Annotated in this window: 25 protein-coding genes; 13 read left to right on the top strand and 12 right to left on the bottom strand. The window is 62.7% G+C overall.

Features of this window, described 5'->3' with window-relative positions; genetic code table 11:
- The first annotated feature begins 184 nt into the window (after positions 1-184).
- On the top strand, positions 185-556 hold the full coding sequence (locus tag NKJ64_RS14485; RefSeq protein ID WP_023703870.1) for an endonuclease domain-containing protein: 372 nt from the start codon (positions 185-187) through the stop codon (positions 554-556).
- 139 nt (positions 557-695) lie between these two features.
- Entirely contained in the window at positions 696-2501 is a 1806-nt protein-coding gene (gene lepA / locus NKJ64_RS14480; RefSeq protein WP_023673259.1) for a translation elongation factor 4, read from the top strand.
- 142 nt (positions 2502-2643) lie between these two features.
- Here lepA and NKJ64_RS14475 read toward each other — a convergent pair whose 3' ends face one another.
- Entirely contained in the window at positions 2644-3231 is a 588-nt protein-coding gene (locus NKJ64_RS14475) for a Swt1 family HEPN domain-containing protein (protein ID WP_031198315.1), read from the bottom strand.
- Complete coding sequence (locus NKJ64_RS14470) at positions 3228-3932, bottom strand: DUF5343 domain-containing protein (protein WP_155921606.1); 705 nt, start codon at positions 3930-3932, stop codon at positions 3228-3230. The genes NKJ64_RS14475 and NKJ64_RS14470 overlap by 4 nt, the downstream gene beginning before the upstream one ends.
- A 46-nt stretch (positions 3933-3978) precedes the next feature.
- On the opposite strand from NKJ64_RS14470, the gene NKJ64_RS14465 reads away from it, so the two are divergent.
- The 4 genes from NKJ64_RS14465 (at position 3979) to NKJ64_RS14450 (ending at position 6323) form a co-directional block, all read left to right on the top strand.
- Positions 3979-4389, top strand: a complete 411-nt coding sequence (locus NKJ64_RS14465; protein ID WP_245270239.1) for a hypothetical protein — start codon at positions 3979-3981, stop codon at positions 4387-4389.
- A 421-nt stretch (positions 4390-4810) separates the two neighbouring features.
- Positions 4811-5158 carry a hypothetical protein gene (locus NKJ64_RS14460; protein ID WP_023828861.1) on the top strand — a complete coding sequence of 116 codons (348 nt, stop codon included), beginning with the start codon at positions 4811-4813 and terminating at the stop codon, positions 5156-5158.
- A gap of 317 nt (positions 5159-5475) precedes the next feature.
- The gene (locus tag NKJ64_RS14455; protein ID WP_023830244.1) at positions 5476-5844 is read left to right on the top strand and encodes a hypothetical protein; all 369 of its coding nucleotides are present in this window, start codon (positions 5476-5478) and stop codon (positions 5842-5844) included.
- 107 nt (positions 5845-5951) lie between these two features.
- On the top strand, positions 5952-6323 hold the full coding sequence (locus NKJ64_RS14450; RefSeq protein ID WP_023805838.1) for an endonuclease domain-containing protein: 372 nt from the start codon (positions 5952-5954) through the stop codon (positions 6321-6323).
- 111 nt (positions 6324-6434) lie between these two features.
- Here NKJ64_RS14450 and NKJ64_RS14445 read toward each other — a convergent pair whose 3' ends face one another.
- Positions 6435-6755 carry a hypothetical protein gene (locus tag NKJ64_RS14445; protein WP_023681249.1) on the bottom strand — a complete coding sequence of 107 codons (321 nt, stop codon included), beginning with the start codon at positions 6753-6755 and terminating at the stop codon, positions 6435-6437.
- A 163-nt stretch (positions 6756-6918) separates the two neighbouring features.
- On the opposite strand from NKJ64_RS14445, the gene mbfA reads away from it, so the two are divergent.
- Positions 6919-7902, top strand: coding sequence for an iron exporter MbfA (mbfA, locus tag NKJ64_RS14440; protein WP_023681248.1), 984 nt, complete (start codon positions 6919-6921; stop codon positions 7900-7902).
- A 160-nt stretch (positions 7903-8062) separates the two neighbouring features.
- On the opposite strand, the gene NKJ64_RS14435 is transcribed toward mbfA, so the two are convergent.
- The 3 genes from NKJ64_RS14435 to NKJ64_RS14425 all read right to left on the bottom strand — a co-directional run bounded on the left by NKJ64_RS14435 (position 8063) and on the right by NKJ64_RS14425 (position 9048).
- Entirely contained in the window at positions 8063-8407 is a 345-nt protein-coding gene (locus tag NKJ64_RS14435) for an antibiotic biosynthesis monooxygenase family protein (RefSeq protein ID WP_023673249.1), read from the bottom strand.
- On the bottom strand, positions 8404-8760 hold the full coding sequence (locus tag NKJ64_RS14430; protein ID WP_023805840.1) for an NIPSNAP family protein: 357 nt from the start codon (positions 8758-8760) through the stop codon (positions 8404-8406). The genes NKJ64_RS14435 and NKJ64_RS14430 overlap by 4 nt, the downstream gene beginning before the upstream one ends.
- An 84-nt stretch (positions 8761-8844) precedes the next feature.
- On the bottom strand, positions 8845-9048 hold the full coding sequence (locus NKJ64_RS14425) for a DUF1127 domain-containing protein (protein ID WP_023752376.1): 204 nt from the start codon (positions 9046-9048) through the stop codon (positions 8845-8847).
- Positions 9049-9117: 69 nt separating this feature from the next.
- On the opposite strand from NKJ64_RS14425, the gene NKJ64_RS14420 reads away from it, so the two are divergent.
- Complete coding sequence (locus NKJ64_RS14420; RefSeq protein ID WP_023752377.1) at positions 9118-9837, top strand: ArsR/SmtB family transcription factor; 720 nt, start codon at positions 9118-9120, stop codon at positions 9835-9837.
- Positions 9838-9945: 108 nt separating this feature from the next.
- Here the strand turns inward: NKJ64_RS14420 and ligD are convergent, their stop codons facing one another.
- Both ligD and ku read right to left on the bottom strand, forming a co-directional pair.
- Positions 9946-12456, bottom strand: a complete 2511-nt coding sequence (ligD, locus tag NKJ64_RS14415) for a DNA ligase D (RefSeq protein ID WP_352462819.1) — start codon at positions 12454-12456, stop codon at positions 9946-9948.
- An 11-nt stretch (positions 12457-12467) separates the two neighbouring features.
- Positions 12468-13334, bottom strand: coding sequence for a non-homologous end joining protein Ku (ku, locus tag NKJ64_RS14410; RefSeq protein WP_023681243.1), 867 nt, complete (start codon positions 13332-13334; stop codon positions 12468-12470).
- Between the two features lie 345 nt (positions 13335-13679).
- Here ku and NKJ64_RS14405 point away from each other — a divergent pair, with 345 nt between their 5' ends.
- Both NKJ64_RS14405 and NKJ64_RS14400 read left to right on the top strand, forming a co-directional pair.
- Positions 13680-13829: a hypothetical protein gene (locus tag NKJ64_RS14405; protein WP_352462853.1), complete on the top strand. Its 150-nt coding sequence runs from the start codon at positions 13680-13682 to the stop codon at positions 13827-13829.
- Positions 13830-14008: 179 nt separating this feature from the next.
- Positions 14009-14434: a thiol-disulfide oxidoreductase DCC family protein gene (locus NKJ64_RS14400; RefSeq protein WP_031198306.1), complete on the top strand. Its 426-nt coding sequence runs from the start codon at positions 14009-14011 to the stop codon at positions 14432-14434.
- 280 nt (positions 14435-14714) lie between these two features.
- On the opposite strand, the gene NKJ64_RS14395 is transcribed toward NKJ64_RS14400, so the two are convergent.
- Entirely contained in the window at positions 14715-15176 is a 462-nt protein-coding gene (locus NKJ64_RS14395; RefSeq protein ID WP_023687546.1) for a RidA family protein, read from the bottom strand.
- 235 nt (positions 15177-15411) lie between these two features.
- On the opposite strand from NKJ64_RS14395, the gene NKJ64_RS14390 reads away from it, so the two are divergent.
- A complete protein-coding gene (locus NKJ64_RS14390; protein ID WP_023744856.1) occupies positions 15412-15780 on the top strand; it encodes a YciI family protein in 369 nt (122 codons plus the stop codon).
- Positions 15781-15787: 7 nt separating this feature from the next.
- Positions 15788-17032: an RNA polymerase sigma factor gene (locus tag NKJ64_RS14385; RefSeq protein ID WP_352462818.1), complete on the top strand. Its 1245-nt coding sequence runs from the start codon at positions 15788-15790 to the stop codon at positions 17030-17032.
- A 9-nt stretch (positions 17033-17041) separates the two neighbouring features.
- Here NKJ64_RS14385 and NKJ64_RS14380 read toward each other — a convergent pair whose 3' ends face one another.
- The 3 genes from NKJ64_RS14380 to NKJ64_RS14370 form a co-directional block, all read right to left on the bottom strand.
- Positions 17042-17668, bottom strand: a complete 627-nt coding sequence (locus NKJ64_RS14380; RefSeq protein WP_352462817.1) for a glutathione S-transferase family protein — start codon at positions 17666-17668, stop codon at positions 17042-17044.
- Positions 17669-17868: 200 nt separating this feature from the next.
- Complete coding sequence (gene cysK, locus NKJ64_RS14375; protein WP_023681236.1) at positions 17869-18843, bottom strand: cysteine synthase A; 975 nt, start codon at positions 18841-18843, stop codon at positions 17869-17871.
- Between the two features lie 179 nt (positions 18844-19022).
- Positions 19023-19640 (bottom strand): LysE family translocator, encoded by a 618-nt coding sequence (locus NKJ64_RS14370; RefSeq protein WP_352462816.1) that lies wholly within the window; start codon positions 19638-19640, stop codon positions 19023-19025.
- A 178-nt stretch (positions 19641-19818) separates the two neighbouring features.
- Here NKJ64_RS14370 and NKJ64_RS14365 point away from each other — a divergent pair, with 178 nt between their 5' ends.
- The gene (locus NKJ64_RS14365) at positions 19819-20724 is read left to right on the top strand and encodes a hypothetical protein (protein ID WP_352462815.1); all 906 of its coding nucleotides are present in this window, start codon (positions 19819-19821) and stop codon (positions 20722-20724) included.
- Positions 20725-20742: the final 18 nt, after the last annotated feature.

The raw sequence follows: 20742 nt of genomic DNA, 5'->3' as shown, positions 1-20742 counted from the left end.
CGTTGCGGCGAGTTCTTCCCACACTTCGCCGCTGCCAGAGGCTTCGTTACATGGTTCACCGCTTCGTGATTGGGGGCCGACGCGTCGTTGCCTTCTCCCCTTGTGGGAGAAGGTGGATCGGCGCGAAGCGCCGAGACGGATGAGGGGTGTTCCAGCGGAGTGAGACGTTGGTTAATCTAACGTCATGCCACATCAGCCCGTCGCTCCTGCCAAACGAAACTTTGCCCGTTCGCTCCGACGTGAAATGACGGAGGCGGAAGACAAACTGTGGCACGAACTACGTGACCGCAGGCTTGATCGGATCAAATTTCGGCGCCAAGTTCCTGTTGGAAAATACGTCGCCGATTTCGCTTGTCTTGAATCACTCCTCATCATCGAGATCGATGGGAGTCAGCATGCGGACTCAGAGTCAGACCATGCCCGTAGAACGGAACTGGAGGCGAGAGGCTTTCGTGTGTTGCGCTTTTGGAACGACGATGTCCTGAAAGACATGGACAGCGTCTGCACCACGATAATCGCTTATGTAAGGGATGTCAGTTTGCAGCCATGGCGGTGAAAGAACGCCGGCGTCAAGCTGGAACACCCCTCATCCGTCTCGGCGCTGCGCGCCGATCCACCTTCTCCCACAAGGGGAGAAGGCAAGGGCACCGCCACCCCGCTTGCCCCTGCAACCCGCCCCTGCTAAAGCGCGCGCCATGAGCACGCCTCTCGACCACATCCGCAATTTCTCCATCGTCGCCCATATCGACCATGGCAAATCCACGCTTGCCGACCGGCTGATCCAGTCCACCGGCGGGCTGGAGCTGCGCGACATGAAGGAGCAGGTGCTGGACTCGATGGACATCGAGCGCGAGCGCGGCATCACCATCAAGGCGCAGACGGTGCGGCTGAAATACCGCGCCAACAATGGCGAGGACTATATCCTCAACCTGATCGACACGCCCGGCCATGTCGACTTCGCCTATGAAGTGTCGCGCTCGCTCGCCGCCTGCGAGGGTTCGCTGCTGGTCGTCGACGCCTCGCAGGGCGTCGAGGCGCAGACGCTGGCCAATGTCTACCAGGCCATCGACAACAACCACGAGATCGTCGTGGTGCTGAACAAGGTAGACCTGCCGGCCGCCGAGCCCGAGCGCATCCGCGAGCAGGTCGAGGAAGTCATCGGCATCGACGCCTCCAACGCCGTGCTGATCTCGGCCAAGACCGGCCTCGGCATTCCCGATGTGCTGGAGGCAATCGTCCACCAATTGCCGCCGCCGCGCGAAGGCGACGCGTCGGCACCCCTGAAAGCCATGCTGGTGGACAGCTGGTACGACGCCTATCTCGGCGTCATCGTCCTGGTGCGCATCATCGACGGCGTGCTGAAAAAGGGCGCGACCATCCGCATGATGGGCACCGGCGCAAAACACCTGGTCGAGCGCACCGGCGTGTTCACGCCCGCCCGCATCAATGTCGACGAGCTCGGCCCCGGCGAGTTCGGCTTCTTCACCGGCTCGATCAAGGAAGTGGCCGACACCCGCGTCGGCGACACCATCACCGAGGACAAGCGCCAGACCGCGCACGCCCTGCCCGGCTTCAAGCCGGCGCAGCCGGTGGTGTTTTGCGGCCTGTTCCCGGTCGACGCCGCCGATTTCGAGGATCTGCGCGCCGCCGTCGGCAAATTGCGCCTCAACGACGCCAGCTTCTCCTATGAAATGGAGACCAGTGCCGCGCTCGGCTTCGGCTATCGCTGCGGCTTCCTCGGTCTGCTGCACCTGGAAATCATCCAGGAGCGGCTGGAGCGCGAGTTCAACCTCGACCTCATTGCCACGGCGCCGAGCGTCGTCTACCGGCTGCTGCTCAATGACGGCTCGGTCAAGGAACTGCACAACCCCGCCGACATGCCCGACGTGGTGAAAATCTCAGCCATCGAGGAGCCGTGGATCCGCGCCACCATCCTCACCCCCGACGACTATCTCGGCGGCATCCTGAAGCTCTGCCAGGACCGGCGCGGCATCCAGGCCGACCTGTCCTATGTCGGCAAGCGCGCCATGCTGATCTACGACCTGCCGCTCAACGAAGTGGTTTTTGACTTCTATGATCGCCTAAAATCGATCTCCAAGGGCTACGCCTCCTTCGACTATCATCTGACCGACTACAAGGAAGGCGACCTGGTGAAGATGTCGATCCTGGTCAATGAGGAGCCGGTCGACGCCCTGTCCATGCTGGTCCACCGCACCGCGGCGGAAAAGCGCGGCCGCCAGATGTGCGAGAAGCTGAAGGAGCTGATCCCGAACCACCTCTTCAAGATCCCGATCCAGGCCGCCATCGGCGGCAAGGTCATCGCCCGCGAAACCATCTCGGCGCTGCGCAAGGACGTCACCGCGAAGTGCTATGGCGGCGACGTCTCGCGCAAACGCAAGCTGCTGGACAAGCAGAAAGAGGGCAAGAAGCGGATGCGCCAGTTCGGCAAGGTGGATATCCCGCAGGAGGCGTTTATTCAGGCGCTGAAGATGGGAGACTAACCGGTCCGGCCTTCTGGCCGCACGTGTCGACCCGGTGGGTCGGTGCGAGCGCAAGTCCGCGTAGGAGCTGCCGAAGGCAGCGGGTCCCACCCCGGGGGGGTGCGGCAGTGCGGTGACCTAGTCGGACGCCCCGTGCGAAGCACTATTCCATCAAGCGGTACCAATTGCGGACAACGAGCTTAAGCTTCACAACGTCATCCTCACCTAAAACACCGCAATGCGCGATTGGACCTCGAAGCATGTTGAGTTGCTGTAGCACTTTTTCAACACCAACTTTGTCGTGCCTAGAGAATACCCCTCCGAATACGTCCCAGTTCGCTTTTATAATTTCGCCAAGCTCGCCAAACGTAGTGTAATCGATCATTCGGTCCGATCTCGGAATTATTCCCTCTCGGCGCTCTCGCTCCAAATTCTTCGCGGCGTTCAGCCTAACATTCTCAGGAACCTTGCTTAGCCACCAATCTGTTTCATCACTAGATTCTATCAGATCAACAATGAAACTTCTTATCTCGTTTTCCAACAAATAAAACAATTTATAGTATGACGCCATGCGGTCTGCCTGTTGTCGATTCTCGGAAGACGCTACCGAAATATAGCCCTTAATAAGAGCATCTGAAAACTTCTCAATGGCGGTTACGTGCCCCCTAACGCCTTGCTCCGCAAGCGCATTGTCTACAGCCGATCGTAGCGAAGCTCCCATTAGTAAGAAATGTTGAAGCTCTATTTTCAATTTAGCAAATTCTCTCTAATTGACCGGAAAATCGCGTTGTATACTTGTACGTCCGTTGTCTCAGGAAGGACGACGTTTATGGTGGTAACGAGATTAAATTCGTGGTTGTCGCTCTGTCTTCTGACGTCGCCTTTAGTGGCGCCATCCGTTTTGCTCGACTGATTAATTGCCGGATCTTGAGCCTTTGCTTCCTTGGCGCTTTTTGCGAATTCGTTAAAGGCGCCGAACGTGCCGAAAATCGCACTGACGATCTGGTCGCTCTTGTGTAGGCCCGTTATCTCTATAATCAGCTCTTTGATCCGATCGTCCGGCAGCCTGTGCGCATACTCGTTTCTTCTGAAAATTTCTGAAAATCCGTTTTTAAGTGCTGCGAGCGCTGCCTCCGAGCGCGTTGATTCTGACTTAAACTTGGAGTATAGGTCAGTTGGAGAGTTGTCAGAACTCAACAACCCCATTCTCTTCAGGATTGGAGGGATTGCCCTAGCACTACCACCTCGAATCTTCAGTACACTGTCCAAGAAACTTTCGTTGAACTGCTGCGGTCGCTCCGCCTCGATCAGGGCTTTTAGCGCCTCGCTTAGCCTACCGTGAGTAGGGGTGTATGGAAGATTCCCTGGGATTTCGCGCCTAGTCCCTTTCTTTTCACCCGGCGTTTGATCCGATTTTGTTGTTTCTTCTACCGGGCTCGCCTTTTCTGCCAATTGATCCTCCCGCCAATAATATTGAGGGAACTATACGCGTCCTGAAGTGCGCGATGTCAAGCTATTGCCAACCAAGTGCTTCGCACGCGAATATGTGTATCTCTGCCTCCTCCTGAATCTGCAGGATCGAGCCAACCGCATCGCAACCGTGCGGGTAGCCACGCCGACACCGGATCATGGCCGCTTGGAACCCCCCGTTGCCAGGCGCCTTTGGGAAACATCACATGCGCACCACATCAGACAGCGGCTGGGCAATGACTGCATAGCTGCCGGGTTCCTCACCTTCCTTGCCGGCGAAAGCATGCTGCTCGCCGGCAATGCGGCGGGGCTGGAGGCCAGCGTGCCCTCCTATGTCGGCGGCATCTCGCTGTGGGCGGCAGCGCTTGTCCTGATCAGCGCGTCGAGCACCGTTGCCCTGTGGATGCGGCTCACCGGCGCGCCATCCTGTTTGTCGTGACGGTGGCCATGGTGCTGTGGGCGCGCCGTTGCTGCCGACCTCGGCGCCGCTGCCCGCCGCCGGCTGTCCGTTCCTGGTGCTGACTTTTGTTGGCTGGATCTAGACGTTGCTGAAGTCGCCGAGGTGATTGACGCGATCCGACGGCTGGCGCCGCATGTGAAGTGGGGCAGTAGGGGGCGTAGGGTATCACGAGGCCGCCCCCTCATCCGGCCGCTTCGCGGCCACCTTCTCCCCGCTGGGGAGAAGAGGCGAGCACCAGCGCCGAGCGAGCTCCTCTCCCCTCGGGGAGAGGTCGGATTTCCCCCCAATTCCGTTAGCAATTACGGGGGCAAAAAGGGGGAGGGGGGGATTCCTAGCCCGTGCTGAATGCCCGGCCCTCGCGGCGTGCGACCCTCGCATCTCCGATTCGGGACCGCCCATCATGCTCCGCCTCACCCTTACCGCCCTGCTCCTCGCCACCCCAACCCATGCCGCCGATATGGCGTTCTTCGTCAAGAATTTGCGCAAACAGGCGGTGGCGGTGGAGTTGTTCAGCCGTGATCGCAAGATGTCGTGGCCGGGTGGTGGTCAGGTGTTTCTGATCGAGCCGAGCTCGCAGAAATCGGTGCCGATCTCGTGCAATCCGGGAGAAAACATCTGCTACGGCGCCTGGGTCAACGGCAATGATGCGATCTCCGCCGGGGTCGGGCCGGATAATGACCAGCCTTGCGATACGTGCTGTTTCATCTGTGTGGAGAAGACGACCGAGACGATCGATCTGGTGGAGTGAGGGGCGGGGCGCCGAAGCTGCTGATCTCCCCCCTCGTGGGGGAGATGTCCGGCAGGACAGAGGGGGGCGCGAAGGATCGCCAGCGTATGGATCAGCAAGCCTAAAATTGAAATGACGCGGCTGCAGGAATGAGAGGTCGGCGGGACAGCGCCCCCCTCTGCCTTGCCAGGCATCTCCCCCACGAGGGGGGAGATCAGCAGTTCCGCCCCCTTGGCCAATCACCCCAAAATCAGTCAGCCGCTCCCCTTCAATGTCAGCCGCCATCATGCGATGCTGATTCCCTCGGCCGGGGGGCCGATTTGCCTCGGGGGAACACCATGTCTTTCACTTGTCTGCGCCGCGTCGTCGCGCTGTCGCTTGCCGCGCTGTTTGCGCCGGCAGCGTACGCCGCCGACATCACCTTCGCCGTCAAGAACAGCCATCCCAACGCCATGCGCCTCGAGCTCTACAGCCAGGACCGCGACTATGTCTGGCCGGGCAACGACAAGGATTTCTATCTCGACGATGGCGAGACCAAGCAGATCCCGGTCTCGTGCGACGAAGGCGAGTCCATCTGCTACGGCGCCTGGGTCGACGGCGACGAGGGCACCTATTGGGGCGTCGGCCCCAACAACAAGGAAAGATGCGAGGATTGCTGCTACACCTGCAATGGCGGCGAGACGGAGGAAATTGAACTGACGCCTTAGGAAGTACAGCCAATCTCCCCCCAAGTGGGTTCCAAGTGGGGGAGATGTCCGGCAGGACAGAGGGGGGCGCCATAGAGCGCAAGCCTCGGCAACCACCGAGCATCGTAATGCCGCACACGCCTCTGCCGCCTCGACGTCGCGCAAACGCCAGATCGATGCGCAAAGTCCTGACGCCAGCCGAACTCAAGCTCTGGAACGAACTTCGTGCCCACCGGCTGATGGGGCTTGGCTTCCGGCGACAATTTCCGATTGCCGCCTACATCGTCGATTTCGCTTGCCCGGAGAAGAAGCTGGTCATCGAAGTCGATGGCTCCCCGCATGCGGACGCCGGCGCGGCTGCCGGTGATGAAACGCGGACATCGCACCTCGAACAAGATGGCTGGACCGTCCTGCGGTTCTGGAATGACGACGTCATCCGCGACATCGACAATGTCTGCCAGCATATTGTGATTGCGGCTGGGCTTGGCGGCGCATCCTGAACGGTGCTGGGCTTTAGGCAGGGAAAGGTCGGCGGGACAGCGCCCCCCTCTGGCCTGCCGGCCATCTCCCCCACGAGGGGGGAGATCGGGTTTCCCCGCGGCATTCGCCAATTATCCCAGTAACGCCCTCTGCCGCTTCGGCCCGCCCGCCTTGCGCCAGGAATTGAACCGGTGCGTTGCGGCGGCAAACGAGATCTTCATCTGCTGGGCGACCGAATAGCGCGACTTGCCTTCGTCGAACAGGCGGTAGCAGCATTCGACGCCCTCCTCGGTCAGCTTGCCGTCGGGCGCCTTGTTGTGCGGATTGGCGGGATCGAATTTTTCGACCTGCTGTTCGACCAGGCCTTTCAGCCGTTGCAAATCGGCCTCGATGCTGGCGATCAGATCGAGGACGGGTTTCGGATCGAAGTGGTCGTGCGGCTTTGCCGTCATCTTGCTCATGCCTTTCGCTTGCGTGTCGCGACAATATAGGTGAACATTTGCCGATAATGAAGGGCGCGTTGCAATCCGGCGCTTCAACATTTCTTGACTGGTGATTGACCGCAGAGATTGCAGCGCCTAGTTTAGAATTGTTCTAAACTGGGGTGAATTTCTCATGCTTTCCCGTGTCTTCGGTTTCGGCCGCCGTCCTTTCGAAACGCTGTCGGAACAGGAGATCCTGGCGCTGGCAATTTCCTCCGAAGAGGATGACGGGCGCATCTACCGCGCCTATGCCGACGGGCTGGCGGACAGTTTTCCGCAATCGGCGAAAGTGTTCGAGGCGATGGCGGAGGAGGAGGACGGGCATCGTGATTCCCTGATCGAGCTCTACCGCAAGCGTTTCGGCGAGCGCATTCCGCTGCTGCGCCGCGAGCATGTGAAAGGCTATTACGAGCGCAAGCCCGACTGGCTGGTGCGGCCGCTCGGCATCGAGCATGTGCGGCGCCAAGCCGAAGAGATGGAGCGGCAGGCCTACCGGTTCTATGTCGAGGCGGCCAAGCGCACCGGCGATGCTTCGACGCGGAAACTGCTCGGCGACCTGGCCGCGGCCGAGCAAAGCCACGAAAATTCGGCGCATCGGCTGGAACAGAAACTTGTGCCGGGCGAGGTGAAGGACGAGGAAGCCAGCGCCGAGCAGCGCCAATTCATCCTGACCTATGTGCAGCCGGGACTGGCCGGGCTGATGGATGGCTCGGTGTCGACGCTGGCGCCGATCTTTGCCGCGGCGTTTGCCACGCACGACACCTGGCAGACGCTGCTGGTCGGCCTCGCCGCCTCGATCGGCGCCGGCATCTCGATGGGCTTTACCGAAGTCGCTTCCGACGATGGCAAATTGTCAGGGCGTGGCTCGCCGATCAAGCGCGGACTGACGGTCGGCATCATGACGACGCTAGGTGGACTGGGCCACGCGCTGCCTTACATCATCCCGCATTTCTGGACGGCGACGGCGGTGGCGGCCGTGGTGGTGTTCTTCGAATTGTGGGCGATCGCCTTCGTGCAGAACCGCTACATGCAAACCCCGTTCCTGCGCGCGGCGTTTCAGGTGGTGCTCGGCGGGGCGCTGGTGTTTGCGGCCGGGGTGCTGATCGGGAATGCTTGAGCGCCAAGCGCCCCCTCACCCAGCCTCCGCTTCGCTCGGCTGACCTCTCCCCGAGGGGAGAGGAGATTTTCGACGCCTGCGCCAGTCTCTTCTCCCCAGCGGCGAGAAGGTGGCCGCGAAGCGGCCGGATGAGGGGGCCTGGCGCGACGCCGATACCTAGTCACCCATTCACCGCCCGGCTGTCGGCCGGCGCTTCATCCCTCTCCGTCAGCCCATAGTCCCGCAGCACATGCGCAATGCGCAGCCGGTAGCCGGCAAAGATTCCGCCACGGCCGGCCTTTTGCGCCTGCCGGTGCTCTTCCGTGTTGCGCCAGGCTTTCACCGCTTCCTCGTCGCGCCAGAAGGACAGCGACAGCACGCGGTTCGGGTCGACCAAGCTCTGAAACCGCTCGATCGAGATGAAACCGTCTATGCCGTCGAGCAGCGGCCGCAACTCGGCAGCGATACCGAGATAGGCATCGCGCTTTCCCTCAGCCGGTTGCACCTCGAAGATGACAGCGATCATATCTCCTCCTTGACGGCGGTCTGGAACAGCTGCCGCGGTCCATGCGGCCCCGACACCAGCTTCAGGAAGATGCGACCTTCTTTCAAGATGAACTTTTCCCGGCGGGCGAATTCGTAATTGGCCTTGCCGGCGGGATCGGCTGCGAGACGGGCGCGGTAGGCCTCATAGGCAGCGAGGCTGTCAATGTTGTAGGCGGCGTAGGCGGTGGTGGCCGAGCCCTCATGCGGGGCGTAGTAGCCGATCAGATCGGCGCCGCAGCGCGGGATCGCCTGGCCCCAGGCCTTGGCATATTGCTCGAAGGCCGGCTTGCCGAACGGGTCGATCTCATAGCGGATGAAGCAGGTGATGGTCATCGTGATCTCCTTGGGTTCGCGTGGATAGTTCGAGCGGCGTCGAAACGTTGTGCCGCAGGGTCTGCTAAGCGAAAGCGCTGGCGGTCAGGCCTGCCAGAAGGATTTCGCGCATTCGCGGCGCACATCCTCACGGGTCAGGCCGAGATCGCGCAGCAGATGGTCGTCGACCGCCGCGAGGTCGAGCCGCTGCACATGGCGGTCGTACCAGCGGGCGAGCAGCCGCCGTTGCAGCCAGGTGACGAATGGAAACCGCCGGCGGCTGGCGAGTGGGGCGGAAGCGGTTGGCATCGGCGTTCTCCTTGATCCCGCCCGACAATAATGCTTATCTGACGAGAATGCTTCGATGGAGACCTAACTATGCGTGAAGGACCCGACATTGCCCGCATCGCCAGCCTGGTCGGCGATCCGGCGCGGGCAAACATGCTGAACGCGCTGATGGGCGGCACGGCTTTGACGGCTAGCGAACTGGCGCTGGAGGCCGGCGTGTCGCTGCCGACGGCGTCCTCGCATCTGTCGAAACTGATGGAGGGCGGGCTTTTAACTTTGGCCAGCCAGGGCCGGCATCGCTATTACGGCCTCGCAGGGCCGCAGGTGGCCGGCATGATCGAGGCGATCACCGGGGTGGCCGAAGCGGTCGGCCCCAAGCGGGTGCGGCCCGGCCCGCGCGACGGCGCCATGCGCGTCGCCCGTGTCTGCTACGACCACCTCGCCGGCGAACATGCGGTGGCGATGCTCGACCGCCTCGTCGCGCGCGGCATCCTGTTGCGCGACGACAATGAGATCAGGCTCGGGGAGATCCGGCCGGGGCAGATCCGGCCGGGGGAGATCAGGCTCGGGCCGTCGGCAGCATCGCATTTTTCCGCCATCGGCATCGATGTCGGCGCCAAGCCGCGCCGGCCGGTCTGCCGAGCCTGTCTCGACTGGAGCGTGCGCCGCTCGCACCTCGCGGGAACGCTCGGCGCGGCTATTCTGGACAAGATCCTGTCGGAGAAATGGGCAAGGCGGGAGAAGGACAGCCGCGCGGTGGTGTTTTCACCGCCGGGGAAGCAGGCGTTCGAGCGGGTGTTTTTGGGTTAGTTTGCAGGCACTAATTGGGCGACGCTGGCGGTACAGCACTCCCCTCTGTCCTGCCGGACAGAGGGGGGTGTGACGGAACGCTTGCGTAGCAGGTGAGGCGCGCGACGCTCACCCCCGCTTCAACACCTTCCCCTGCTTGAAGAAATCCGCCCACGGATCGGCCTGCGCTAGTTCCTTCAGCGTCGTCTTGCCCCCGATCGGGAAGGAATTCGGCGCCAACCCTTTTTCAACCTCCGCCCAGGTCACCGGGATCGACACCGTCGCGCCCTTCTTGGCGCGGGAAGAGTAGGGCGCGACCGTGGTCGAGCCCCTGCCGTTGCGCAGATAGTCGACGAAGATTTTTCCGGTGCGCGCCTTTTTCGACAGCGTCGCCGTGTAGCGGTCGGGCGCGGCCTGCTCCAGCGCCTTGGCGAAATCATGGGAGAAGGTTTTGACTTCCTCCCAATCCGCCGAGGGTTTCAGCGGCACCAGCACGTGATAGCCCTTGCCGCCTGACGGCTTGACGAAGTTCGGCAGCGACAGATCGTCGAGCTTGCCTCTGATGTCGAGTGCGGCCTCGCGCACCGCCTTGACGTCGACGCCTTCATCGGGATCGAGATCGAAGATGATCTGATCCGGCTTTTCCAGCTCCTCGATCTTGCAGCCCCAGATGTGGACCTCGACCACGCCATACTGGACCAGAGCGGCAAGGCCGTCGAAATCGCGGATGAACAGGATTTCCTCGCCATCGGTCGGGTCCTTCATCCGGGCAATCTTGTCGCTCATGCCGGCCGAAGCATGTTTCTGGAAGAAGCGCGGGCCGCCGATGCCATCCGGCGCCCTGACCAGGCTGAGCGGCCGGTTGACGATGAACTGCTCCATGCGCGGCCAGACCAGCGCGTAGTGTTCGAGCAAAGCCTGTTTGGATATTTTTTCCTCGGGCCACAGCAGCTTGTCGGGATGGGATAGTTTTACGCTGGTCGTGATCGTCGCGGGCGCCTTAGCCCCGGCGGCCTTGCCGGCGCTGCTTGCCGCCGGCTTTGCCTTGTTCGCCGCCTTCGATGGCTTTTCCTGCACGACTTCCTCCGCCGGCTTGTCCTCGCGCAGTCCCTGGAACGACGCGTGGCGTATTATACGGTCCGACGTCCAGCTGCGGAACTCCACTTCGCCGACAAGTTCGGGCCTGACCCAGACCAGGCCCTTGCCCTTCGGCACGGCGGCGGCAAAGGGCGAGGCGACTGCCTTCAGCGCATCGAGTTTTTTCTTCAGATCGGTGGCGCTCCTGGCTGTGAAGCCCGTGCCGACGCGGCCGGCATAGTGGAGCTTGCCGCCCTCGTGGTAGCCGACCAGCAGCGAGCGCAGGCCGCGGCCGGTCTTGTCCGAGGGCAGATACCCGCCGATGACGAATTCCTGGCGGGCCGTGCATTTGGACTTCACCCAGCTTGGGCCACGGCCGCTGCGGTAGGGCGCATCGGCGCGCTTGGAGACGATGCCTTCAAGGCCCATGCGGCAGGCGTGCTGCAGCATGATCTTGCCCGGTTCCGCGAAATGGTCGCTGAAGCGAACAGCGGCATTTTCGGCCGTCTCGCCGAGCAGCTCCTGCAGCGCCTGCTTGCGCTCGACCAGCGGCTCGCGGCGCAAATCCTTGCCGTCAAGCCGCATCAGGTCGAACACATAGTAGGTGAAGCGGTCGGTTCGATTGGCGGAGAGATCCTGCTGCAGCAGCGAGAAAGACGAAACGCCGCTGTCGGCGAGCACGACGATTTCGCCATCGATGATGGCGTCGCTGCATTTCAGCTGGGCGAGTTCCGCGACGATCTCGAGGCCGAATTTCTCCGTCCAGTCGAGGCCGGTGCGGGTCAGCAGCCGCACCTCCGTGCCGGCGATCTGCGCCTGCATGCGGTAACCGTCGAACTTGACCTCATGCAGCCAGTCCTCGCCGGGCGGCGCCTCGCGCTCCAGCGTCGCCAGTTGCGGCTCGACGAAGTCGAGGCGCTTGCCGGCTTTCGCCTTGCTGGATGCCGCGGGCTTGTTGGAGTGCCAGACCTTCGGCTTCTTGCCGTCGGCGGTCTTGCCTTCCGCGACCTCTTCGATGGTCAGGCCGGACTTCACCGATTTCGGTGCGTCCTTCAGGATATCCTCGCCGGGGCGGGCGGCGGCATCGTCGGATTTGATCAGCAGCCAGTTGTCGCGCTTTTCGCCCGGGCGGGGCCTTAATCTGACCAGATGCCACCGCCCATTCAGCTTCTGGCCGTTGAGTTCGAAGTCGATATGGCCCTTCTTCATCGCCTTGGCCGGGTCGATCTCTGGCGTCCATGTGCCTTCGTCCCAGACGATGACGGTGCCGCCGCCATATTCGCCCTTGGGAATGGTGCCCTCGAAGCCGGCATAGTCGATCGGGTGGTCCTCGACATGCACGGCCAGCCGCTTTTCGTGCGGGTCGAGGCTCGGGCCTCGCGTCACCGCCCAGCTCCACAACACGCCCTCATGCTCGAGGCGGAAATCATAGTGCAGCCTGGTCGCGTCGTGCTTCTGGACGACGAAGATGCCGCCGGGCTGCTTGCCGCGCGCGACCTTGCCCGCCGGCTCGGCCGTCTTCTTGAAATCGCGCTTGGACTGATATTGTTCGAGGCTGGCCACGGCGCCGACCCTCAAGCCGACTTGCGCTTGGGCGCAGAAGCTTTCGCCTTGCCGCTTTTTGCCGCCGGCTTGGCCTTCTTCGCCGGGCCTTCCGCCTGGCCGCCATCGGACAGGCTCTTCTTCAGCGCGTCGAACAGATTGACGACATTGGACGGCTTGGGCGCGGCCTGCGCTTTCGGAGCCTTCTTGCCGGCCTTCTTGGCGCGGATCAGTTCGAGCAGCGCGTCCTCATACTTGTCCTCGAATGTCGACGGATCGAACTTCCCCTTCTTCTTGTCGATGATGCGTTCGGCCATATCGGTCATCTCCTGGTCGGTCTTCACCGCCTTGATGTCGCCGAAGATGCTCTCCGGCTCCCGCACCGTGTTGCCGTACCGCAAGGTGGTCAGCACCATGCCTTTGCCGCGCGGCTCGATCACCACGGGCCGCTCGCGGCTATAGAGCACGACGCGCGCCAGCCCGGCCATCTTCTTGTCCGCCATGGCATCGCGGATGACGGCAAAGGCCTCCTCCGACACCTTGTCGGCGGGCGTGACATAATAGGGCGTGTCGAGATAGATCTGCTCTATCGAGGCTTTGTCGACGAAGCCATCCAGCGCCATCGTGTGCGAGGACTCGATCTGCACCGCTTCGATCTCTTCGTCCTCGATATGGACGAACTCACCGGGGCTCACCTCATAGCCCCTGATCTCGTCGCCATCGCCCAGCGGCTTGCCGGTTTCAGAATCGACATAGATGCGCTTGACCGTGTTGCCGGTCTTGCGGTTGAGCACCCGGAACGAAACTTTTTCGGCGTGGGTGACGACGTTGGTCAGTTCGACAGCGCAGGTGACCAGCGACAGTTTCAGATAGCCCTTCCAGGCGGGGCGAGGTGCCATGGCGAACTCCTGCGCGATGCGGTTCAAGCGAGAACGGGCAAGGCCCGTTCCGGTTCCGGGCGCGCAACCAGGGGCATTTCGGCAGCGAGCATGGAAATTTCGAGAGGCTCGCCAAATCTGAAACAGAACCGCGCCCAAGCGACATCCAGACGAAACATATGTGATGCAAAAGTCACAATGCCGGAAATGGCGACGAACCACACCGAAAGACCCCCAAACAGCCGCATTCCGGCCACGAAGCATGGGGTTTTCGACCAAAGATTAACATCGTGTTCACCGACTATTCACGCCTCGACACTATGATCCCCGCAATCGGACGGGACATCCGAAAATCGGGACAGGGACTTGAATAAAATGAAATTCTGGGGCCACATCGCCGGCTATGCTGCCGCCATCCGTGAGTTCATCGCGCCGACCTATCGGCCGGAGCGCTACTACATGCGCGGCCCGGGTCCGGCCTGCGCCCGTCGCGGCAGCTCGCTCGGCGCGCATTGATCATGACATTCGAAACGCGTCACGACAGCCGGATCTGCAGACCGGAGGCCGATCCCCGCGCAACCACCTATCGCGCCGAGCGCCCCGCGCTGGCCGCGAGAAGCCGTGCGACAACGCCGCGACTTTGATCCCGCTGCCGGCGGGCTTAGTGTCTGAAGACACAAGCTGCCGGACGTCCCGTGACTTCTTCTCCTGAACCCTTCGATGCCAGCCAGCCATTGATCGTTTTCGACGGCGTCTGCGTGCTGTGCTCGGGCTTCGTGCGCACGGTGGTCGGGCTCGACCGCAAAAACCGCTTCCGCTTCGCCACGGCGCAGTCGCCCTTCGGCGAGGCGCTGTTCCAGAGATACGGGCTGCGCACCGACAGCTACGAGACCAATCTGGTCCTTGTCGGCGGCGCTCCCTTCATCCGGCTGGACAGTTTCATCGCGGTGATGGCCGAACTCGGCTGGCCGTGGCGGGCGGCGAAGGCCCTGCTGCTCATCCCGCGCCCCTTGCGTGACTGGCTCTACGAACGCATCGCCAAAAACCGCTACGCCATGTTCGGCCGCAAGGACAGTTGCGAGATCCTGTCCGCCGCGATACGTGCGCGCGTGATCGGCTAATCGCATGTCACCCAAAAATGACCTCCGTTCTGGGAAAACGACATACGCAAAAAGAGCGGCGCGATAAGGCTTCTGGTCGTTGGCGGCTATGGCATTTTCGGCGGCCGCATCGTGCAATTGCTGGAGAGCGAGCCACGCCTGATCCTGCTCGTCGCCGGGCGCTCACTGGCCAGAGCCGAGGCCTTGTGCAACGCCCGCACCGGCGCGGCGGCGCAGCTCGTGCCGGCGCGCTTCGATCGCAACGGCGACCTCGCGCAAGGCCGGCCTGTTCGTTCGCGCCTCAGTCCGGCAGCGCCGCGACGGCGACGATCTCGATGACGATGTCTGCCTGGGCAAGCGCTGCGACGCCGATTACCTCCGAAGGCGGCGGATTGTTGTCGCTACAATGCTTCGGACAATGCTCGGCGAAAAACGCGTCCAGCACGTCGAGACGAAAATTAGGCGAGCTGAGGACGCCGCCGTCGGGAAATGGCCCTTTGACGAAAAAGGTCAGCCTGATGAGATGGTCGAGCCCGCTGCCAAGTTCTTCCAGATCCGATTTGATGTTGCCGAGAACTTCCCGCCACTGCGCCGCGGCATCGCCGGCGAAGCCGCCACCCTTCTTGCCGGCCGGATCGTAGTCAGCCGATGTCGCGGTGTTGCCGCAGAGATAGACGGTGCCTTTCGCACCGCTGACGACCGTGCCTTTGCCCCATGGCATCAACCGGCCGTTCTTGAATTTCTTGTGGGTCACGAGTTCCATTCTCTTCTCCCACGCCTCGTGTGACGTGCCCGCCAACGACAGAGGATAGTGCTGTGCGGAGCCACGGCCAGTCCGCTGCCGGTCATCCGCCAGCAGACGAAGGAACATCTGGTCCTTGCGAAATCTCCTGGCGGAGGCGAAAGTTTTTTCTGAAGCCTGTCGAAATCGGCCGCCGCCGCGCGACATACGTCTGGCCCCGCTAGGACGCGGCCTGCGAAACCACGGGAGAAGACCCATGCGATACATGCTTTTGATCAACAGCGACGAAGCCGCGCAGGCGAACACGCCAATCGAGAAGGCTCAGCAGATGAGCGCAGCATATGCCGCCTATACCGAAGCGTTGAAGAAATCCGGCGCATGGCTCGCCGGCGAACGGTTGCGCCCGACCCAGGCGACCACCTCGGTGCGGATCACAGACGGCAAGACCAACGTGATCGACGGCCCCTATGCCGACACCAAGGAGCAGCTTGCCGGCTTCTACATGATCGAGGCGGCCGATATCGATACCGCCATCGAGTGGGCGGCGCGCTGTCCGGCGGCGAGCGCCGGCACGGTCGAGTTGCGGCCGATCTGGGAAATGGCCGACTACATGCCCAAGAAATGAAACCGTGATGGACAATCGCCCGGAGATCGCGCGGGCGGCGGCCGAAGCGGCCGCCCGGCAGAGTTACGGCAAGCTGGTCGCCTGGCTAGCGGCGCGCACCCGCGACGTGGCCGGCGCCGAGGACGCGCTGGCCGAGGCCTTCGCCGCGGCGCTGGAGCGCTGGCCACAGACCGGCGTGCCCGACAAGCCGGAAGCATGGCTGCTGGCCGTGGCGCGCCGGCGGCGCGTCGACGCGGTGCGCCGTCGGCTGACCAGCGAGGCGAGCCGCGACCATCTCAAGCTGATGGCCGAGGAGATGGAGGCGAGCATGGAAGACGAAGACCTTCCCGACGAACGTCTCAGGCTGATGTTTGCATGTGCGCATCCGGCGATCGAAGCCAGCGTGCGGGCGCCGCTGATCCTGCAGACGGTTCTGGGTTTCGACGCGGCGACGATCGCCTCGGCCTTCCTGGTTTCGCCGGCGACGATGGGCCAGCGTCTGGTGCGTGCCAAGAGCCGCATCCGCGAGATCGGCATTCCGTTCCGCGTGCCGGATCGGGCCGAACTCGGCGAGCGGCTGGAAACGGTGCTGGAAGCGATCTACGCGGCTTTCGCCGAAGGCTGGACCGACCCGGCAGGGACCGAGACGAGAGCGCGCAATCTGGCGACCGAAGGCATCTGGCTCGGGCGGCTGGTGGCGTCACTGATGCCGGACGAACCGGAAGCGCTCGGCCTGCTGGCGCTGATGCTGTTTGCCGAGGCGCGGCGCCCGGCGCGGCGCGATGCGGCTGGAGATTATGTGCCGCTCGCCGACCAGGATTGCCGTCTTTGGGATCACGCGCTGATCGACGAAGCCGAGGCGCTGCTGGGCCGCGCCGCCACCATGGGCGTCATCGGCCGCTATCAGCTCGAAGCGGCGGTACAATCGGTGCATGCGACGCGGCGACGGACCGGCCAAACCGATTGGGCGGCGATCCGTAACTTCTACGATGCGCTGTCGGCGATATCAGGCTCGCCGGTGATTTCGATCAACCGCGCAGTGGCGATTGCCGAGGCCGAAGGGGCGGCGGCAGGACTGGCGGCGCTCTACGTGCTGGGCGACGACAAGCGGCTCAACGACTATCAGCCCTACTGGGCCGCCCGCGCCGGCCTGCTGGCCAGGCTCGGCAATGCGGCGCAAGCGGTCGAAGCCTATGACCGGGCGATCGGCCTTGAACGCGACCCCGCCGTGCGCCGCTTCCTGCAGGCGAAACGGGCGATCCTGCGAAATTGAAGCGTCCGTTCAGGCCGGCCACATCTCATGCGCGGTGTTGAGCCGTTTCATCAGCGGATGCGCGCGCAGCGCCGACCATAAGCGTTCGATGTTCGGCCAGTCGGCCCGCGCCTTGTCCATGTCGGGGTGCCAGGCCACCAGCATGACGAGGTAGATGTCGGCCAGCGACATCGCGTCGCCGACCAGCCAGCCGCGCCCCTCGAGGGCTGCATCGACAATGGCGAAGCCGCGGTCCATCTCGGCAATGGCTGCCTGCTTGACGGCTTTCTTGCCGTCGGCATCGGTGGTGTAGCGATGGGCATAGTAGAGGCGCAGGATGGCGGGGTAGAGCGCCGACGACATGAACGCCATCCAGCGCAGGAAACCGGCGCGATCCGGGGATCCGGCGGCCGGTGCCAGACCCGCCTCCGGATGGCGCTCGGCAAGCAGGATGCAGATCGCCGCCGATTCGGTTATCGATTGACCGTTGGGCAAGGTCAGCACCGGAACCTGATTCAACGGGCTGATGTCGAGGAAAGCCGGGTCCGGCGGATCCTTCTTGGGCACATCGATCTGGTCGAATTGCGCGTTTGCCAGCGCCAATGCGGCCTCGACGACGAAACCGCCACTGCCTGGGCGCGTGTAAAGTCTGTACATGTGATTCTCCCCCTGCCCGCGCGAAGCAGGCCGGGGCGATTTGACCCTGAAGCCGCCTCCCGCTCAAGCCGGTGGCGGACGCCACGGCCGGGTTTTCTGCGGTCCAGCCATGAGACTTCCGATGTCGGAGGGACAGCACCCCCCGATGCCCGGCAGGGCAGAGGGGGGTGCGAAGGATCGCCGCCTATCCAGTTAAGACGTTAAGCCCCCAGCCCGTCGAACAGGATCGTCGACAGATAGCGCTCGGCGAAGGACGGGATGATCACCACCAGGTTCTTGCCCTTGTTCTCCGGCCGCGACCCGACGGCGATGGCGGCCTGCAGGGCAGCGCCCGACGAGATGCCGACCGGCACGCCTTCAAGGCGGGCGACGAGGCGGGCGTTGGCGACCGAATCCTCGTTGGAGACCTTGACGATCTCGTCATAGATCGAGGTGTCGAGGATCTTGGGCGCAAAGCCGGCGCCGATGCCCTGGATCTTGTGCGGGCCGGGCTGGCCGCCCGACAGCACCGGCGAGGCCTCCGGCTCGACGGCGACGACATGCACCGAGGGCTTGCGTTGCTTCAGCACCTGTCCGACGCCGGTGATGGTGCCGCCGGTACCGATGCCGGCGACGAAGATGTCGACCCCGCCATCGGTGTCGTTCCAGATCTCCTCGGCGGTGGTGCGGCGGTGGATCTCCGGATTAGCCGGGTTTTCGAACTGCTGCGGGATGACGGCGTCAGGCAGGGTGGCGGCCAGTTCGTCGGCCTTGGCGATGGCGCCCTTCATGCCTTTCGGCCCTTCCGTCAGCACCAGTTCGGCGCCGAGCAGCGCCAGCATCTTGCGGCGCTCCACCGACATGGTTTCGGGCATGGTCAGGATCAGCTTGTAGCCCTTGGCGGCGGCGGCGAAGGCGAGCGCGATGCCGGTATTCCCCGAGGTCGGCTCGATCAGCGTCGTCTTGCCGGGTTTGATCCGGCCCGACGCTTCCAGCGCCTCGATCATGGAAACGCCGATGCGGTCCTTGACCGAGGCGATCGGATTGAAGAATTCGAGCTTGGCAAGAAGGTTGGCAACGACGCCCTTCTCCTTGGCGAACTTGTCGAGCCGCACCAGCGGCGTGTCGCCGATCGTCTCGGTGATCGAGTTGTAGACACGGCCGCGGCCGGGCGCGCGCGCGGAAGGCTTGTTCATTAGTTTCGCTCCCAAATCAGATCAGGCAATTGGCGTCGGAAGACAGAATAGGGCTTTCGCCCGCGCAAGATAGGCTGCCGGCCGAAAATATCGAGTGGGCCGCTTGCTGAAAACGCTTGTCTCCTCAAGCCGCATTTTCCGGATGGACCGATCGGCGGAATGGATGGGCCTGAACCGATCTACTGACGTGCGGCAATGGCAGCGGCCGCGCCCACCATGAAGCCGGCGGCGGTGCGGTTCAGCGCCTTCAGCGCGCGTGGCGATTTCAGGAACCAGCGCGCCTTGGCTGCCAGCGCCAGATAGGGCACAAGCACCACGAAGAGCACGATAACGGTGAGCGCGACCAGGATGCCGTAGTCGGCGAGCGTGATGGTCTTCAGGTCGACGATGGTTGGCGTGATGGCGAGGTAGAAGATCATCGTCTTCGGGTTGCCCAGCGTGACGGTGAGGCCGGCAAGGAAGCTCGATACCAGGCCGCCCTTGCCTTTCCTGGCCTCGACAGGCTCGGGCGTGATCCCGGCCGTCCAGAAACGCCAGCCGAGAAAGGCGAGATAGGAGACGCCCAGCCATTTGATGGCGAGAAACACCATGCCGAAGCTTTGCGCGACAAAGGCAAGGCCGAGCACCACCGCGGTGAGATAAATGAGGTCGCCGAGCATCAGGCCGAACGACATCGCCAGCGATGAGCGGAAGCCGGATCCGAGCGCCCGCGCCACAAGCGCGGTGACGCCGGGCCCGGGAATGGCGGCGGCGATGCCCAGCGCAGCACTATAGGCAAGGAAGCCGGTGAGGGTCATGACGGTCGCACCTCGTGAAACGACTCTGATGCCATGAAAGCCTGCAACGGCAAAACGGATTCGATTGCGCCAAGCAGGGCATGAAAGCCGGTCATCCTCGCCTGAAAGCGAGAGATGGTTCACTTACGCCCCGAAGGCGGTCGGCTATCTCGCATGGCTCCGAACGGCAGGAGCACCCATGTTAGCCAAAAGACTTCACATCCAGCTCATGAAGTGGATGCCCAACAACTATTCCGAAGCACGCGGTCACGTCCACGAGCTGGAATGGTATCTGTGGTTCGAGGGGCGTCAGGCTTTCAGCCTGTTCGACAAGGGCGATAGCGATGTCGTTCCGCAGACTGGATATTTTACCGACAGCCGGAACCCTGGCGCCTACCCCGTTCGTCCGATGATCTATCCGCTGGTCGTCAACAACCGCTTCAAGGTGCGGCTGGTGGCGATCGAGCGTGACGGACCGCAAAAGATAGACCCCGACGACACCGCCAAAGGCGAATTCTACATCGACCTCGACACCAAATATCCGCCGGTCTCGGACTGGCGCATCATTGCTGCCGATCCGCGCAATACCGACCTCAACGTGGAAGCGTCGTTCCAGCTGCAATGCCTGGATTATGTCGATACCGCCGAGATTGCCGAGGATGGCCCGCCACGCATCATCGACAAGTCCAATTATCCCTATCCCTGGGGCGCCAATGTGATGGTGTTCGAGCACTGGCTCGGGCTTGGCCGCAAGGCGCCGCTCAAACTCATCGACCCGAACCGCGCATCGCGCCGCGAATACTGGATGATCAATGGCAATGCGGCCCGGCGCATGGTGCAGGACCTCTATCGCTTCCACATCAACCAACTGGGCGTCGCCAACGACACCATCAGCAGTGTTTACGTGCCGAAGCTCAATGCCGGCCACGTCACGGTGAGCCTTTACGAGCACGATTTCAGCGACAGCCGCTTCGCGCAAGGGGCGAAGAAGTCCTTCGGCTCGGTCGGCCTCTTCAATCTCAGGGATACCGGTTTTGATGACCGCGTCTCATCGGCCGAGGTGATCCATACCTATCCCAAGGTGATCCATCGGGACGTGCATTAGGGCCGGATTGCGCTGTTC

This window comes from Mesorhizobium sp. M0062, from assembly GCF_040323125.1.
In the GTDB taxonomy this organism is placed as follows: Bacteria; Pseudomonadota; Alphaproteobacteria; order Rhizobiales; family Rhizobiaceae; genus Mesorhizobium.
The sequence above is the reverse complement of the archived record's forward strand: the minus strand, read 5'-3'. Positions and strand labels throughout refer to the sequence as shown.

Coding starts and splice junctions, on each gene's coding strand:
- lepA (WP_023673259.1), top strand. CDS start 696: ATGAGCACGCCTCTCGACCACATCCGCAATTTCTCCATCGTCGCCCAT.
- NKJ64_RS14430 (WP_023805840.1), bottom strand. CDS start 8,760: ATGACCATCACCTGCTTCATCCGCTATGAGATCGACCCGTTCGGCAAG.
- mbfA (WP_023681248.1), top strand. CDS start 6,919: ATGCTTTCCCGTGTCTTCGGTTTCGGCCGCCGTCCTTTCGAAACGCTG.
- NKJ64_RS14365 (WP_352462815.1), top strand. CDS start 19,819: ATGTTAGCCAAAAGACTTCACATCCAGCTCATGAAGTGGATGCCCAAC.
- NKJ64_RS14460 (WP_023828861.1), top strand. CDS start 4,811: ATGCTCCGCCTCACCCTTACCGCCCTGCTCCTCGCCACCCCAACCCAT.
- NKJ64_RS14455 (WP_023830244.1), top strand. CDS start 5,476: ATGTCTTTCACTTGTCTGCGCCGCGTCGTCGCGCTGTCGCTTGCCGCG.
- NKJ64_RS14485 (WP_023703870.1), top strand. CDS start 185: ATGCCACATCAGCCCGTCGCTCCTGCCAAACGAAACTTTGCCCGTTCG.
- NKJ64_RS14445 (WP_023681249.1), bottom strand. CDS start 6,755: ATGACGGCAAAGCCGCACGACCACTTCGATCCGAAACCCGTCCTCGAT.
- NKJ64_RS14420 (WP_023752377.1), top strand. CDS start 9,118: ATGCGTGAAGGACCCGACATTGCCCGCATCGCCAGCCTGGTCGGCGAT.
- NKJ64_RS14390 (WP_023744856.1), top strand. CDS start 15,412: ATGCGATACATGCTTTTGATCAACAGCGACGAAGCCGCGCAGGCGAAC.
- cysK (WP_023681236.1), bottom strand. CDS start 18,843: ATGAACAAGCCTTCCGCGCGCGCGCCCGGCCGCGGCCGTGTCTACAAC.
- NKJ64_RS14395 (WP_023687546.1), bottom strand. CDS start 15,176: ATGGAACTCGTGACCCACAAGAAATTCAAGAACGGCCGGTTGATGCCA.
- NKJ64_RS14435 (WP_023673249.1), bottom strand. CDS start 8,407: ATGATCGCTGTCATCTTCGAGGTGCAACCGGCTGAGGGAAAGCGCGAT.
- NKJ64_RS14380 (WP_352462817.1), bottom strand. CDS start 17,668: ATGTACAGACTTTACACGCGCCCAGGCAGTGGCGGTTTCGTCGTCGAG.
- NKJ64_RS14425 (WP_023752376.1), bottom strand. CDS start 9,048: ATGCCAACCGCTTCCGCCCCACTCGCCAGCCGCCGGCGGTTTCCATTC.
- NKJ64_RS14385 (WP_352462818.1), top strand. CDS start 15,788: ATGGACAATCGCCCGGAGATCGCGCGGGCGGCGGCCGAAGCGGCCGCC.
- NKJ64_RS14450 (WP_023805838.1), top strand. CDS start 5,952: ATGCCGCACACGCCTCTGCCGCCTCGACGTCGCGCAAACGCCAGATCG.
- NKJ64_RS14370 (WP_352462816.1), bottom strand. CDS start 19,640: ATGACCCTCACCGGCTTCCTTGCCTATAGTGCTGCGCTGGGCATCGCC.
- ku (WP_023681243.1), bottom strand. CDS start 13,334: ATGGCACCTCGCCCCGCCTGGAAGGGCTATCTGAAACTGTCGCTGGTC.